The organism is Virgibacillus sp. Bac330 (genome assembly GCF_003667845.1).
GTDB lineage: Bacteria > Bacillota > Bacilli > Bacillales > Amphibacillaceae > Virgibacillus > Virgibacillus chiguensis.
Genome location: NZ_CP033048.1, coordinates 1,664,596 through 1,680,080, shown reverse-complemented (window position 1 = coordinate 1,680,080; position 15,485 = coordinate 1,664,596). Strand labels below are relative to the sequence as shown.

Sequence of the window (15,485 nt, the reverse complement as noted above, 5' to 3'; positions counted from 1 at the left end):
CAGCAAAACGCGTAAATTTTTAGGTGAGTACTTTATTTGGAGGAAAACTTTTTTGCAGTAATTGGAAGTTAAAATTTATTCTACAGGCGTAATAACATATTTAACAATTTAAGCAATCTCATTAAAAAGACGCTTCCATAGATAGAAAGCGTCTTTTTAACTAGTTAATATGTTACCACAGACATTTGTTATTTACTGTTTATATTTATCTAATTTATTACCAATAAAATCACTTATATGAAAGCCAGATTGGTCATCATCTTTTTCATATTGACTATATTCTTTTTCTTCTTGTTCTTGTTCTAATTCTCTAATACTTAAAGAGATACGTTCTTCTTTTTCATTAACATCAAGTACTTTTACTTTCACCTGTTGTCCAGGTTCAAGAACTTCCTGCGGTGTACCAATATGACGTGTGGCAATTTGTGAAATATGAACTAAACCTTCTACTCCTGGTTCAATTTCCACAAAAGCACCAAAGTTTACTAAACGTTTTACTGTTCCATCTAACACATCTCCTCGAGAGATACGTGTCCCAATTCCAGACCACGGACCAGGCAAGGCATTTTTTCTTGATAGAGAGATTCTCTCACTATCCGGATCTACAGAAAGAACTTCTACTTCTATGCTGTCGCCTTCTTGTACGACATCAGAAGGATGTTTCACATGCTCATGAGCTAATTGTGAAATATGAACTAAACCGTCTACCCCGCCAATATCCACAAAGACTCCAAAGTCGGTAATACGTTGTACGGTACCTTGGATAATTTGTCCTGGTTCTAATGATTGAAGCAATGACTGTTTCTTTTCTTGTAATTTTTCTTCTTCAACTGCTTTATGAGATAGAATAACCCTATTTTGATCACGAACAAGATCAACAACTTTAACAGTAAGTGTTTTATCCTTATAATCATTAAAGTCTTCAACATAATATGTCTCTACTAAAGAAGCGGGGATAAACCCACGTAGTCCGACGTCAACAACTAAACCGCCATTTACAACTTCTTTTACCTGTGTCTCAAAAACTTCTCCACTTTCAAACTTCTCTTGAAGGTCCTCCCAAGCTTTCTCAGCATCTACAGCTTTTTTTGATAAGATAACATCATCATCTTCTACTTTCTTTACTTTTAATGTCAATGTGTCTCCTTCACTTACAACATCACTAGCAGCCTCAATATGAAGATTAGAAAGTTCACCGATTGGTAAAATCCCTTCTGTTTTGTATCCGAAATCAACGAGTACTTGTTTATCTTCCACTTTTACTGCTGTTCCGGTTACTGTATCTCCTACAGCTACATTGATTTGTTCATTGTTTGCTTCTTCATTCATATCCATAGCCCTCCTAAAATCTTATGAAATCCCAAATAACTTTTATGCAATAAGTTACTTAAGCTTTCTACCAACTAAAAATAACTTAAAATAAATGCAGTAAAATAATATCCCTTTTTTATAACTTCTAACAATTATAATTATTTGTCAAGTAATGTAGTTTTATTTATTAACATCTAATAATTTTTGAATTTCTTCCATAATCAAATCTGCTGTTTCTTGAGCGGTTGCTTTTTTCGTTTTTCGACATTCATCCATAGGGATAGGCTTTCCATAGATAACCTTCAATTGTTTAAACGGTTTATAGTTCCCGATAATGGCACAAGGAACAATAGTTGCATTAGAGCGTAAAGCAAAAAAACCAGCCCCAGCAAGTGGTTTACTTAATTCACCAGTCCTACTTCTTGTTCCTTCTGGAAATAACCCTAGTGTATGGCCTTCTTTTAAAATTTGCAACCCTTTCCTTAAAGCATTTCGATCACTCATGCCCCTTTTTACTGGAAAAGCCTGAATACCTATTAACAATTTCCCTAGTAAAGGATTATCAAACAACTCCCCTTTAGCCATAAAATAAATACTTCTTGGGGAAGTGATTCCCACGACTGGAGGATCATAATTTGAAATATGATTGGAACAAATGATTACAGGACCTGTTTTAGGAACATTTTCTCTCCCGATTACTTGAATACGAAAAAGTGGAAAAAAAATAATAGAGACAACCCATTTTGCTATACGATACAAGTTCATTCTTTATTCTCCTCCTACTAAATATCTTTCGCTATGAGGAGTATGCGTTCAGCAACTTCTTGAATGGACAAAGAAGTTGTATCAATTTCAGTGGCATCCTTTGCTTTTATTAACGGCGATGCTTCTCGTTTTGAATCGATCTCATCTCTTCGTTCTATTTCTTTTTTTAGTTCGTTCAAGTCAGCATGAATTCCTTTTTTAAGATTTTCTTCATATCTTCTTTTCGCTCTTTCTTCAACAGAAGCAATTAAAAATATTTTTATATCTGCATTAGGAAGTACATGCGTTCCAATATCACGTCCATCCATTACAACTCCTCTATGTTTGGCAAGCATTTGTTGACGACGTACCATTTCTTCTCTGATCTTAGGATGTTTTGCAACATATGATACGTTATTTGTTACTTCATTTGATCGAATATCATAGGTTACATCTTCCTCATCGACAAAAACAAGTTGCCCGCGGCTACTTTGCTTTAACATGATATCCGTGCTCTCTAATAATTCAATAAGCTCCGCTTCGTTATTAACATTAACAGAATTCTTCAACGCTTTCCAAGTTAGTGCTCGATACATTGCTCCTGTATCAATGTAAATACATGATAACTTCTCAGCTACAATTTTTGCTACAGTACTTTTTCCTGCTGCTGCAGGTCCATCAATGGCAATAGTTATTAATTTCTTCATAAATGGTACCTAATCCTCTCCAATACATTTATCCTGAAAAAACTTGGCTATGCCAAGTATATGTAAATAATTATAATAAAAAATGCACATTAATAACACGTCGATGTTCCAAGTTTAAGAAAGAAGAATTTTCACCAAGACCTTTATGGCACATGCTTATACTAGAAATCCTATATCCTTTCATCATCTTGTATATTATAAAAGATTACCTTTATACATATTTTGAACAAGCCCTACTAAATAATAACATATTCATTTCAAAATGGTCTATTCAAAGCTTATTTTTTATTATGCCATAAGAACGATCAAATAGTTGTTTTTTTCTTGCTTCTCGTTGCTTTTCAAAACAAAATTGTATCAAAGATTGCTCCATTTTAGTATCTAATGTTAAAAATTGAAAAGAGGCTATAGTAATTTCGTTCCTTTCCTTCTCTTGATGCACAAGCTTAGCACGTATATTTGGATACAAAAAAGACCCTTTAGATATTGGTAAAACTAGCCATAATTCTACTAAATCCCCAATAATAGGCTGGTTTCTAGGTACGATTAAAGATAAACCTCCTGCACCAATATCATTGGTTACTGTAATAAACGGAGAGAAGAGGTTTTGATCTGAATGTACCGCAACATCAACAACTGTTTCCACTCGAATAAAATTTCGTCGCTGAATACGATGAACGTTGACAGGTTTTTGAATTGCTAAAGAAGGAATCTTACCTTTTATTTTGGTTATTAATTTAGAACGAAATTTATAAATCACTTCATCATCTCCAACAAAAGTGATGTCAAATACCGTTCCTCTTGCAAAGACAGCTGTTTTTTTTGATTTTATATTTACTGGGAAATCAATAAAAATACATTGTTCATTTTTATTGATTAATTTACACCGGTATTTGTTATCCTTATCACTTCCTTTTTTTCTAGATTGTATGACTTCTAATTGAAGCATCGTTCCTAATTTCATTATAACACTCCTCGTATCGTATATTAGGCGATATAGCGGTCTATTCGAATAGTTCTTTATACCTATTATTACAGAAAAATAAAAAAAGAGGAAGACATATTTTGTCAACCTCTAGCATAATTAACTTCTGAACCACTCAATTTTTCTATTTGTTCTTCTCGTCCATCATTAGCATTAATAAAAATACGGTATGTTTCATTTCCCATTGTTCCTAAAAATTCATACGTTAACACTTCTTCACCAAGATCATTGTCAATAACAGCTAAATATTCTTCTTGAATATCAACATTTGGATTAACCATTTCTTTTGCTTCATCTACACTAATCTTAGGTTCAACTTTTTCCCTGTCAACATGATTCATAAAGTAATCAATAGCAGTTAGACCGAGTATTTCTCCATTATCCAATGCTACTTTGACCTCTAGCGCATCAGAATAATAGCGGATACCGTCTTTATTATATAAGAAAGAAAATGCTCCAATATCTCCATACTGAGCGCTTTGGAAAACGGTCATATTTTCAAATTGGTTGGTTTTTAAATATTTTTCTGCTTTCCTCATAGCTTCATTTAAACTAATCTTCTTTTGATTTATAGGCCTATTAATTAATAGGGTTAATGGATGGCCTCCTTTTTGGGATAAATCTAAATAGCCACTTTCTTCTTCATTATGATAGGAAACACTATATACAGGGACATCTGCTCCCTTGCCGCTTTCAGTAATTCGAAGTTTATCTTTATTTTTTACGCCTAAAAGTTTACTTGCTTTTGTAAGAGCATTTTCATTTGTCATTTGATTGCCTGTTAAAAATTTAAATTCGTGGTCTCGTACTGATTTATTTGATGTAGATGTATCACCGCCTCCTTCAGTAAACCCATCCACTTTTTTCTCTACCGTTTTAAAACCGTCAATTATCGTATTATCCAACTGCTGATCTTCATTAGCTAAAGCTAGCTGCACATCCATCCAGCGTAAGTTGTTTTCTAGTGTTGTATGTTGAACTTTTCTTAGTTCATCTTTAATCTCACCTGATTGATTGTATAGCTTTTCTAAAGCTTTTGTTTCTTGATCTGATAACGGTTCTTTTTTTAAATCACGCACTGCCGTACGATAGGTAAACTCACCAATATTAGCTAAAAATTCTTCTGTCTTATTAAATGGCAATAACCCTAGTGGTAATTGCCCAACATCAGATAATGCTTCCGAGGTAATTCGCCAAATTTCAACAAGTTGCGGTGATAATTGTTGATTAGAGTTCATAGCTAAAGCAGAGCCAATCTTATCATTTAATACGTCAACTCTGTAGGTTAAATCATGAAATGCTCGCTGATATGTGTTTTCAGCTTGAATGAGAACCGCGTTTTTTTCTTGATGCTCCTGATACCCCCAAAACCCTGTTCCTATAATACCTATGGCAAGTACGGCAATTAGTATCCAGCGGATCATATCCTTTCACACCTTTCTATTTTGCAAATATATGCTTTCCGATTTTTTTAATTTGTGGCCTTGTCCAAATCCAGCCTGATGTTGCAGTATCTGGATTAAAATAATATATTGCATTTCCAGATGGATCCCAACCGTTAATAGCATCTAATACTGCTTCTTTCGCAGTCTCATTAGGCGTTAACCAAATTTGTCCATCTGCAACAGCAGTAAAAGCCCGTGGTTCAAAAATAACACCCGATACAGTATTTGGAAATGTAGCACTTTCTACCCGATTTAGAATAACAGCTGCTACAGCTACTTGACCTACATAAGGTTCCCCTCTTGCTTCTCCATGCACAGCATTTGCCATTAACTGTATGTCATTTTGCGAGTACCCTTGTGGAACATTGACAGCAGTGCTACTTCCTTGATTGCCCTGCCCTTGATTTGCTCCACCTTTGTTTTTACTAGTAGATTCTTTATTTCTCTTTTCACCGCCATAATGCGTGAATTTTTTCCCTTGTTTAATTTGTTGCTTTACATAGTTTTCATCATATTCACTGGCCTTTGTAAGTTTTTGTTTTGTATCTTGTCCAGCTAATCCGTCTATCTCAAGCCCAAACTCATATTGGAAATTGCGTAACGCCCAATACGTCCCCCATCCAAATACACCATCTATTGTTCCGTTATAAAAACCTAAATATTGTAATCTTGCTTGTAATTCAATTACATCATCACCAACAGCGCCATGTTGAATTACTTGACTACTAAATGCATGCGCTGTTTTTTCCGTTTGTATTACATTCAATCCAAGAAATAAAAAACTGATAAGGCAAATTGTAATTGTCAGCTTTTTCTCCATCATACACTTCCTCCTGCTATTCAAGGTTTTGTGCTGTTAGTTTCCGTTATAATAATCATTTTATTCATCTGCTACTTTATATTTGGAAATCAACTAAATAAAAGAATAGCAAGGATTCATGGACAATAAAAAACCTCTATCACTTAATGGATAAAGGTTCACTGTTTACTTTCATGATCTATCATTAAATTGCGTGGTTTTCTTTCTTTTTTTCGCAAGTTTTACGTAAAGCATGTGGGGACAAATTAGCAATTTTCATTCTGTGTAATGCGATAACCCATAAAAAAATCATGAATGGTACTAAAACAACAACCCAATTACTAGAAACTATTGTAAGAATATAGTGATATATGGCGTGTAGTACATACGGTATAAAAAATGCTAAGAAAATATTGCGGCGTTTATGTAAAGAATATATTTTAGCTTTTCCGAAGTAATACCCCATAATTACACCAAATAAAGCATGTGAAGATACGGGGAAGAAAGCCCGAATAAAGGCATAATTAATTCCGTTAGTAAATAAGTATAAAATATTTTCTAACGTTGCAAAACCGAGACTTATAGCAACAGCATAAACAATTCCATCATAATGCGCATCAAATTCAGCATGATGATAAATAGCATACATGAAAATAAACCATTTAAAGAATTCCTCTAAGAGCCCAACAAGCAAAAACGATTCACTAACTGGATGATTAATAATACCTTCTGCTTGAAAAACATATTGGATAAACATGATAGGGAAAACTAACAACATTCCAAAAATAAAGTTTCTCGCAATTAGAGTTATTGGTTCAGAGAAACGGTCTTTTAAATAAAAAAATGACATTAAAGCCAAAGCTGGCGCAACACCAGCAGATAATATAGAAAACATAGCTCCCCCTATCCTTTCCCGTTAGTAAACCTATAGCATGTGTGAGCAAATATCAGTCATTTAAATTCAATTATTAGGCTCTATTTCTATAAGACTAGTATGGCCTATGCAAATTACAAAGCAATAAATATATAAGTGCTCACACAAATGATATGCATATGATTAATTTGGGATTAAACAGCAAACAATGCAGCTATATCTCTCTGTTCACTAGCTAATCCAACCATTAATTTTATACGAGCTTTTTTACTGTCATAATCTCTTCCTAAAATAACACCAGCTTGTTTTAAATCAAAGGTACTTCCTTTATAATCATACGTGGTGTATACTTCACCTTCAACTGCAGAAGTTGTAATAACTACAATGATTCCTGATTTAACACAACGTTTAATTTCGGTCATCATTCCAGGCGATACTTGCCCTCTACCAACACCTTCTAAAATAATGCCATCTACCTTAGCTTCTCTAGCTGCTCGGATATATTTGTCACCTGCTTGCATATAACATTTAATAATATCAACTTCAGGTATCACATTTGTCAATTTATAGTATTCATTTCCTATTGGTTTTTGAAATATATGTACAGCTTCGTTATCTATAATGCCTAAATATCCAAAGCCAAACGAATTAAACCCCTGTACATTGGAAGCATGCTCTTTTTTTACATAACGAGAATGAAATATTCTTTCATTAAATACGACAACGACACCAACATTGTATAAATCATTACTAGACGCAGTTAAAACAGCATGTTTAATATTAATAAAAGCATCTGTTCCAACTTCTCTCGGTGATCGCTGTGAACCTGTAAACACAATAGGCTTTTCATGATCTGTAATTAAGTTCATAAAATAAGAAGTTTCTTCTAATGTGTCTGTTCCTTGGGTAATAACAACCCCTGAAACTTGATCATTCGCTAAGTGCAAATCTATTCTTTCTTTTATAGCTAATAAATCGTCAAACGAAAGATGCATGCTGGCTTTTTGTAGCATAGATTCGACTTGTAAGTCAATGTGCTTAGGTATATCACAGTACTGAACAATCTCTTCACCTGAGATGACACCAGATTGCAACAGTCCAGTATCTTCTTTTTTTTCACTTGCGATGGTGCCCCCAGTAGCAATTAGTACCACCTTTTTATTTTCCAATGATTTACACCTACAATCTAGCATATTCTAACTAATCTAATAGTAGCATTTTCATCTTAATTTTTACAAGAAAACATATAACTTTTCGGGTGAAACGTTCACATAGAGACAAGAAACGAGCTAAAGTGGATGCTTAAAAAATGAACTTTAGGAGCAGTATTAAAAATGCATGAAAACAAGTGAACAATCATGTTAGTTTAATTTTGATGAAATAGACTGAGCAATTGCTTCTCCATGAAAACGCCCATTTTCAATAAAAATTTTGTTATTATTAAATCCAGCAGCTACCACTCCAGCAATGTAAACGCCAGGTATATTTGTTTCATATGTTGTTTCATCATAGTTGGGCACACCTGTCGTATCATTCACTTCTATACCTGTGGAAGTAAGTAACGAAAAATCAGGATGATAGCCTGTCATTGCAAATACAAAGTCATTTGACAAACGATATGCTTGTTGATTGACTTCGTAAATTAATGAATTATGAGTGATTTCACATATATGTGCATTAAAAATCATATTTACTTTTTCTTTTCTTACAAGCGAATCAAACTCAGGTAATATCCACGGCTTTATACTATCTGAATATTCACTCCCGCGATAGAGTACAGTTACATGCGCACCAGCTTTGTAAAGCTCCATTGCTGCATCTACAGCTGAGTTTTTCCCACCAATAACCGCTACATTTTTACGAAAGTATGGATGAGCTTCTTTAAAATAATGTGATACTTTAGGAAGTTCCTCACCAGGTATACGCATCATATTTGGTTGTCCATAATAACCAGTAGCTATTACTACATACTTTGCTTTATATGCTTGTTTTGTCGTAACAACACGGAAATCATCATTCAATGGTTCCACTTTTGTCACTTGCTCAAATGTATGAATTCTCAACTGTTTACGTTGTGCTACAGCACGATAATAAGAGAGCGCTTGATTACGTACTGGTTTATGTTCTTCTGTAATGAATGCAACGTCTCCAATTTCTAATCTATCACTTGAACTAAAGAATGTTTGGTGCGTAGGATAATGATAAATAGCATTGACAATATTTCCCTTTTCAATAATTAATGGTTGTATACCTAAATTTTGCAATTCAATTGCGGCAGACATTCCGCATGGTCCTCCACCAATGACTATCACTTTTTCTTGTTGCATAGCATAAAACCCTTCTTTCTATTTTGCAATTATACTTATTTTTATATGTATTAAAATGTTGTAATAATGATTAATAAAAGTAGATTAAAAATGAACGATCGAATATCCTTCACTACAGGAAATCCCCTGTCTGAACACAGTACCTATAAGCTTATAGAGAAAAAACTCTTATCCTACTATACAAGATAAGAGTTTTTTCGTCATTTGTTATGCCTAACATCTCACTACGATTTAAACCCAACCGCGGAATCTGGATGCTTCAGCCATCTTTCGAACTCCAATCATATAAGCAGCTAAACGCATATCCACACGTCTCGTTTCAGCAGTGTTATAGATTGAATTGAATGCTTTAATCATTGTTTCATGAAGCTTAACATCTATTTCTTCTTCGGACCAATAATAGCCTTGATTATTTTGCACCCATTCAAAATAAGATACGGTGACTCCTCCAGCAGAAGCTAGCACATCTGGTACTAACAAGATGCCACGTTCTGTTAGAATTTTGGTTGCTTCCATTGTAGTTGGTCCATTAGCAGCTTCAACTACAATACTAGCCTTAATCTTGTAAGCGTTTTCGTCTGTGATTTGATTCTCAACCGCTGCAGGTACAAGAATATCACAATCCATTTCTAACAATTCCTTGTTTGTAATCGTATTGTTAAAAAGTTTGGTGACGGTTCCAAAGCTATCCCTGCGATCTAATAAATAATCAATATCTAGTCCTTCTGAATCGTAAAGACCGCCGTAAGCATCGGAAATACCTACTACCTTAGCTCCTGCATCGTGCAAAAACTTTGATAGGAAACTTCCTGCATTTCCAAACCCTTGAACGATTACTCTCGCTCCTTTTACATCAAGCCCTTTCTTTTTAGCAGCTTCATTAATGCAAATTGTTACACCCTTTGCAGTTGCAGATTCTCTTCCATGCGATCCACCAAGAACTATTGGCTTACCAGTAATAAAACCTGGACTGTTGAATTCGTCAATGCGGCTATACTCATCCATCATCCAAGCCATAATCTGTGAATTCGTAAAAACGTCTGGTGCGGGTATATCTTTTGTTGGCCCTACAATTTGACTAATTGCACGTACATACCCTCTACTAAGTCCTTCTAACTCCCGAAATGACATTTCACGAGGATCACAAATAATACCACCTTTTCCCCCACCATAAGGTAGGTTGACAATGCCCGCCTTTAAACTCATCCAAATAGATAATGCTTTCACTTCTTTTTCAGTGACATCTGGATGGAATCTTACACCGCCCTTTGTCGGACCAACAGCATCATTGTGTTGAGCGCGGTACCCAGTAAATACTTTAATGGATCCATCATCCATGCGCACTGGAATACGAACTGTCATCATCCGAACAGGGTCTTTGAATAGTTCAAAGACTTCCTCAGGGTAACCCAGTTTCTCCAATGCAGTTTTTACAACAGCTCGTGTTGAACTTAATACATCCATTTTTTCATTTACTTCTTTGGTAGAATCTGCTGCGTTATCGGCTACCATGAATTTACCTCCTAGTATATCTCTAAATAATTTATTGACAGAGGATGTTCAAAAGCTTATGGAAAAGAACAATGGAACTTTTCTCCGTATGGCAAGCAAATGATTAAATATGTTGAAGTTAGATACTGTAGAACAAATCTTTACTGTTCTTTTTGATTTTTTTACTATAACCCCTACCAAAAAGTTTCCCATAAACAAATGGTCCTTTTTCCGCTTTAGTGAACATGCGCTAATAGCTGTACTCAGACATTAGTATACACTTTCGTTGTAAATATGCAATATAATTACTCGCAATTTCTGCTTCTCCTATTACATAAACTTAAAAAAATATATGCTTTAGTCTGAATACAAGATTTATCCCAATAGATATCGTAACATTTTATTATACAAGGTGCTAGTCCATAATCTTTTTTTAGGTAAAAATATCGATTTATGCAAATAGAGCACGAATTTGTTTTACGGCATCGGTAGCGAATATCAATTTTCCGTATTCTTGTAAACGATAAGTAGTAACAATGCTTGGATTAGCAAATTCGGATAAAACAGCTATGACATCTTCTCGATTCGCACCATTTAACTCCGTATCATTTAATAACATATAATAATAAGGATCCATGTAATATATTTTTCCGCCGGTAATATTCATCGAAGCTAAAGAAGACGCAACACCAATAACAGCTTCCAAATCACAAAAAGAAAACAACAGTTTTTTATTTTCATCAAGAGTAACCTTCATTTCCACAAATTCATCATCATAGTCCACATCTTCTAATTTTTGCGTTACAATAACATGCATACCTTGCGCTTGCATTAAATGCACTTGCACAAGCAGTGCCCCTTCTAGTTCAAATCCTAATTCAGAACTGGCTTCATACATCATATCGCTAAACAATTTCCGAACATTTGAACCATCATACCATAAGTCATCTTTTGTAAAGCCTCTTTCAATTAAATCATCAAAAGTCAAAAAGATCGTAAATTGGTTATTAGACACTCTCTCAATTCGCATATTGTAACCTCCTTTAAACATCTATCATTAAATAATTCATTTATTCGTAAAAACATCTATCCATGGTAAAAGAACTGTGCGTTTCGTGACAGAACAGCATAAAAAGATGGAACGAATTAAAGTTCAAGTGGGTATTTACTGATTTTCTTATTATACTATATGCTACAAATACAATTGTTGAACAATTTCAATTACATTTAACTTACAAATATAAATGAGGTATAAGAAAACTTTTTACAGCACTTCAAAATCAAAGCTATAAAATGAAATAGTAGTAAACAACTTATCTCCTATAATAAAATAAGCACCAACGATGATAAGTAGGATAAAAAAAACAATGAATAAGAATCTTTGCGTAGGATTACTTATTCTTAATCGGATAGTTTGCTTTTTCTGCTGATGAGTCTCTTTCCTTGGTGGTAAATTCAAAACATCTATATCCTTCTCCTGTTTGGAATCTGGTACTTGTTCCATAGTATTACTGTCCGCTTCATTTACTTCTTGGACTTTGCGTCGTAATTGTTTTGCTTGATCTCTTGTAGGGTTGTGTTCTGTGTTCATCGCATCCACACCTCTCTTTTAAATCGAATGAAAAAGCCTAATAAAACATCAACGATAAAATGCGCTGTAATTGTAACTACTAGATTGTCCGTTATATGGAATAAATATCCTAAATAAAAACTAACAAGCAACACGGATACAAGTAATACAGGCTTTTTTAAATAGCGGAAATGTACAAGCGCAAATAGAATACTTGCCACCCAATAACCAAAAGTAGTCTGAATAACGCCACGAAACAACATCTCTTCAGACAGAGCAACTAAAATGGAAATAGTAACAATAAACCAAACGGGCTGGTTAGCAAACAATTTTTCATTTATTCCACCATCATCGTAATATTTAGCGGGTAACGTATATGTTAAGAACCAATCAACCATTACAATGATAAAACCAGGTAAAACTCCATAATAAATTATTTCTTCTATATTCCAAACAAACATTTCCTTCCAGCAAACGAAAAAGGATTCAAAGAATAAAACACTTCCGCCAACGCTAAATAGGATAAGAATGAATTGTGAAATGATCATTTGCTTCCGCAACTCAGTACGATCCATTCGTTTAATATAATCAATTTGTTTCATAAGTATCCCCAATGAGTAATTTTTGCTTTAGTTTTTCCCGCCAGGAATAGTTCATACAAGACGGTGTTTTCTTTTGTACAGGATGCCAGTTGTCCCACAAAAAGCCACAATTACTACAACATTGGTCAGTAGTAGGAGGTAATATTGATGGCGTAAATTCTTTATATAAATGTTTTCTCAAACATTCGGTGTGGTGAATCCAATTTAGTACTTGATTCAATCTTGATTGTTTTGCTTTGTTTCTTTTTTCAATATAGTTGCTAATATATTGATAAGCTTTATTCCAAGTGTCTATATGAAAGTAAATATTGCTTTGCCTTATAATTGCATACCTTTCCAATTGATAACGTATGAATCGCCACTGTTGACTAGAGATACCTAGCTGCTCAGATAATTCTTCTTCCTGTAAAGGCAAAGGTTTTTTTTGGTCATACCATTGCTTTAACTTTTGGAAGACGGCGACCAATTCATCTATTTCTGGCAGTTCGCGACGAATAATAAACTTAGATAAATGTATATCTTTCCTGCAGTAAAGCAAAACACTCACACTTGCTTTCCCATCTCTCCCTGCTCTACCAATCTCCTGAATATAACTTTCCAATTGTGTTGTTAAATGATAATGGATAATTAGCCGGATGTCTGCCTTATTAATTCCCATACCGAAAGCACTCGTACAACAAACCACATCAATTTGATCGTTCATAAACTGTTGCTGAATAGAAATACGGTCATTTTGTTCCATTCCCCCATGATATACTGCAACACGCCGGTTAATTCTTTCAGCCAACAATACAGCTATTTCTTCCGCTTTTTGACGGCTTGAGAAATAAATTAAAGCAGGTACATGGTATTTCTTGAAAATAGCCGTTAATACTGTCATTTTATCATGTTCATCGTCTACTTTTTGAATGCAAAGGGCAATATTGCTCCGATCTATGGGATAAACATGTTTTTTAAAAGCTAAATTTCCTAACGACTGAATGATATCAGCTTGTACTTTAGATGTTGCTGTAGCACTGAGTGCTAGTGTAGGTGGATAGTTACAATATGTAATAATGTGCTGTAAACGCATATAATCAGGCCTAAATTCATGTCCCCACTGTGAAATACAATGAGCTTCATCAATTACAAACAAGCTTACTTTCAATGTTTTTAATTTATTTTGTAACATTTCCTGTTGTAGTAGCTCTGGGGATACATAAATTAAACGATACGTATGTAATGTTTGTAATACTTGTTCTCGTTCTTTTCGATCCATAAAACTGTTTATTGCTGCTACTTGCTTCCACTGCTTTGCTTTTAATTGCTTTACTTGATCCATCATTAATGAAATAAGTGGCGATACAACAATAGTTATCCCATCTTGCAACATTGCAGGCAATTGATAACAGATCGATTTTCCTGATCCAGTTGGCAACACACCAAGTACATTTTTTCCTGCTATAACATCTTCTATTATTTCTCGTTGCCCACGACGAAAGGACGTATAACCAAAAAATTGGTTTAATTTTTGTTCCAAATAATCTACAGGCTGCTCCACTCTAATCACCTACCTTCTGCGTGTTGGTTAGCATTGTTAAGACTAAACGAATGTGAAAATAAGTAATATGCTCTGGTACTTTTTGCTTTATTAGCTTAAGCTTGTAGACATCCACTTCGTTATATGCACGAACAATAATCTTTTGATCATACTTTGATACATAAGCATCAATTGGGAACGCAGAATCATGCAGTGCAATTTCTACTACGTGGTCATAGATCGTATTCACCCTTAATTTTCTCTTCTTGGCAATCTCCTCAATAGAAAACCCTTTAAGCAAATATTGATAGGTAGTTATAGCTGTATTTGATAAACGACGAGGTTCCGTTGTTTGTATGATATCATTCAATAATGAATAAGTTTGTTTATATGACTGAATGATATTAATGATTCGGTGCAAAGCTGCTATTAAGGTTAGTTCTAAGTCGATTGTTGTTAAATAATGACTACTAGCCAGTTGATGAACGCTTTTTCCATAATCTTTAAAACTTGTGAGTCGATCTACAAAAATTTCCGCCATATAAGTAGGAAGTTTTTGTAAAACCTCTTGTAATTCCTCGTATAATTGTTGTAAAAACGACGAAGTGTCAAGCTTAATTCGTTGATAATAAAGCTTTACCCAAATTTCAATTGCTTTATCTTCAACAACTGGTATAAAATGAAATTCATTTTTGTGTACATTCGTAATTGTTTGAATCAATAATTGTAATCGCGACCAAAATACACGGCTACTTTCTCCATTTTGCATCCCAGAATAATAAGAAAGAGGTAATATTGATTTATGATCTCTTAACCACTGAAGCCCTATAGACGAAAGTATATAAGTTTCTTTATTACCATCTGTAATTTCAATCAATTGTTCTTTTTTCAATTCATAAATTACCTTGTCAAAATAAGACTTAATAAGCTTTGGGTATATAGAATAAAATTGTTTTAATCCATACATATGTATATCTTGTACCGTTTGAATCGATTTTCTACCTGCTATAATATAGTAGGTTGCTGATGTGGATCGTTCTCCTTTTAATCTATGGATACTACTTAGAATTATCCCTTTCAATATCAATCGTTCTCAGCCCCATCTACTCTT

At 34.1% G+C, this 15,485-nt stretch carries 15 protein-coding genes; all 15 read right to left on the bottom strand.

The annotated features are described in order from the left end of the window. Positions 1-192: 192 nt before the first annotated feature. Entirely contained in the window at positions 193-1,329 is a 1,137-nt protein-coding gene (gene rpsA / locus D9780_RS07850) for a 30S ribosomal protein S1 (RefSeq protein ID WP_121639788.1), read from the bottom strand. A 162-nt stretch (positions 1,330-1,491) separates the two neighbouring features. Beyond that, positions 1,492-2,076 carry a lysophospholipid acyltransferase family protein gene (locus D9780_RS07845; RefSeq protein ID WP_073004194.1) on the bottom strand — a complete coding sequence of 195 codons (585 nt, stop codon included), beginning with the start codon at positions 2,074-2,076 and terminating at the stop codon, positions 1,492-1,494. Between the two features lie 17 nt (positions 2,077-2,093). Next, entirely contained in the window at positions 2,094-2,762 is a 669-nt protein-coding gene (cmk, locus tag D9780_RS07840) for a (d)CMP kinase (protein WP_073004196.1), read from the bottom strand. Between the two features lie 271 nt (positions 2,763-3,033). After that, a complete protein-coding gene (locus D9780_RS07835) occupies positions 3,034-3,726 on the bottom strand; it encodes a flagellar brake protein (protein ID WP_121639787.1) in 693 nt (230 codons plus the stop codon). A 104-nt stretch (positions 3,727-3,830) separates the two neighbouring features. Continuing rightward, a complete protein-coding gene (ypeB, locus tag D9780_RS07830; RefSeq protein ID WP_121639786.1) occupies positions 3,831-5,171 on the bottom strand; it encodes a germination protein YpeB in 1,341 nt (446 codons plus the stop codon). Between the two features lie 16 nt (positions 5,172-5,187). Further along, on the bottom strand, positions 5,188-6,015 hold the full coding sequence (sleB, locus tag D9780_RS07825; RefSeq protein ID WP_116277049.1) for a spore cortex-lytic enzyme: 828 nt from the start codon (positions 6,013-6,015) through the stop codon (positions 5,188-5,190). A 181-nt stretch (positions 6,016-6,196) separates the two neighbouring features. Continuing rightward, positions 6,197-6,886: a glutamic-type intramembrane protease PrsW gene (gene prsW, locus D9780_RS07820; RefSeq protein WP_073004202.1), complete on the bottom strand. Its 690-nt coding sequence runs from the start codon at positions 6,884-6,886 to the stop codon at positions 6,197-6,199. 173 nt (positions 6,887-7,059) lie between these two features. Next, positions 7,060-8,034, bottom strand: coding sequence for an asparaginase (locus D9780_RS07815; protein WP_240458796.1), 975 nt, complete (start codon positions 8,032-8,034; stop codon positions 7,060-7,062). A gap of 192 nt (positions 8,035-8,226) precedes the next feature. Next, entirely contained in the window at positions 8,227-9,192 is a 966-nt protein-coding gene (locus D9780_RS07810) for a YpdA family putative bacillithiol disulfide reductase (protein WP_121639785.1), read from the bottom strand. A gap of 231 nt (positions 9,193-9,423) precedes the next feature. After that, a complete protein-coding gene (locus tag D9780_RS07805) occupies positions 9,424-10,704 on the bottom strand; it encodes a Glu/Leu/Phe/Val family dehydrogenase (RefSeq protein WP_077703648.1) in 1,281 nt (426 codons plus the stop codon). Positions 10,705-11,134: 430 nt separating this feature from the next. After that, entirely contained in the window at positions 11,135-11,713 is a 579-nt protein-coding gene (locus tag D9780_RS07800; RefSeq protein ID WP_073004209.1) for a genetic competence negative regulator, read from the bottom strand. A gap of 234 nt (positions 11,714-11,947) precedes the next feature. Then, positions 11,948-12,274 (bottom strand): hypothetical protein, encoded by a 327-nt coding sequence (locus D9780_RS07795; RefSeq protein WP_073004211.1) that lies wholly within the window; start codon positions 12,272-12,274, stop codon positions 11,948-11,950. After that, positions 12,271-12,855: a CPBP family intramembrane glutamic endopeptidase gene (locus D9780_RS07790; RefSeq protein ID WP_121639784.1), complete on the bottom strand. Its 585-nt coding sequence runs from the start codon at positions 12,853-12,855 to the stop codon at positions 12,271-12,273. Before D9780_RS07790 ends, D9780_RS07795 begins: the two co-directional genes overlap by 4 nt. Then, positions 12,842-14,395, bottom strand: coding sequence for a RecQ family ATP-dependent DNA helicase (locus tag D9780_RS07785; RefSeq protein ID WP_121639783.1), 1,554 nt, complete (start codon positions 14,393-14,395; stop codon positions 12,842-12,844). The genes D9780_RS07790 and D9780_RS07785 overlap by 14 nt, the downstream gene beginning before the upstream one ends. A gap of 1 nt (position 14,396) precedes the next feature. Beyond that, a complete protein-coding gene (locus tag D9780_RS07780) occupies positions 14,397-15,455 on the bottom strand; it encodes a YpbB family protein (protein WP_162985826.1) in 1,059 nt (352 codons plus the stop codon). Between the last annotated feature and the right edge of the window lie 30 nt (positions 15,456-15,485).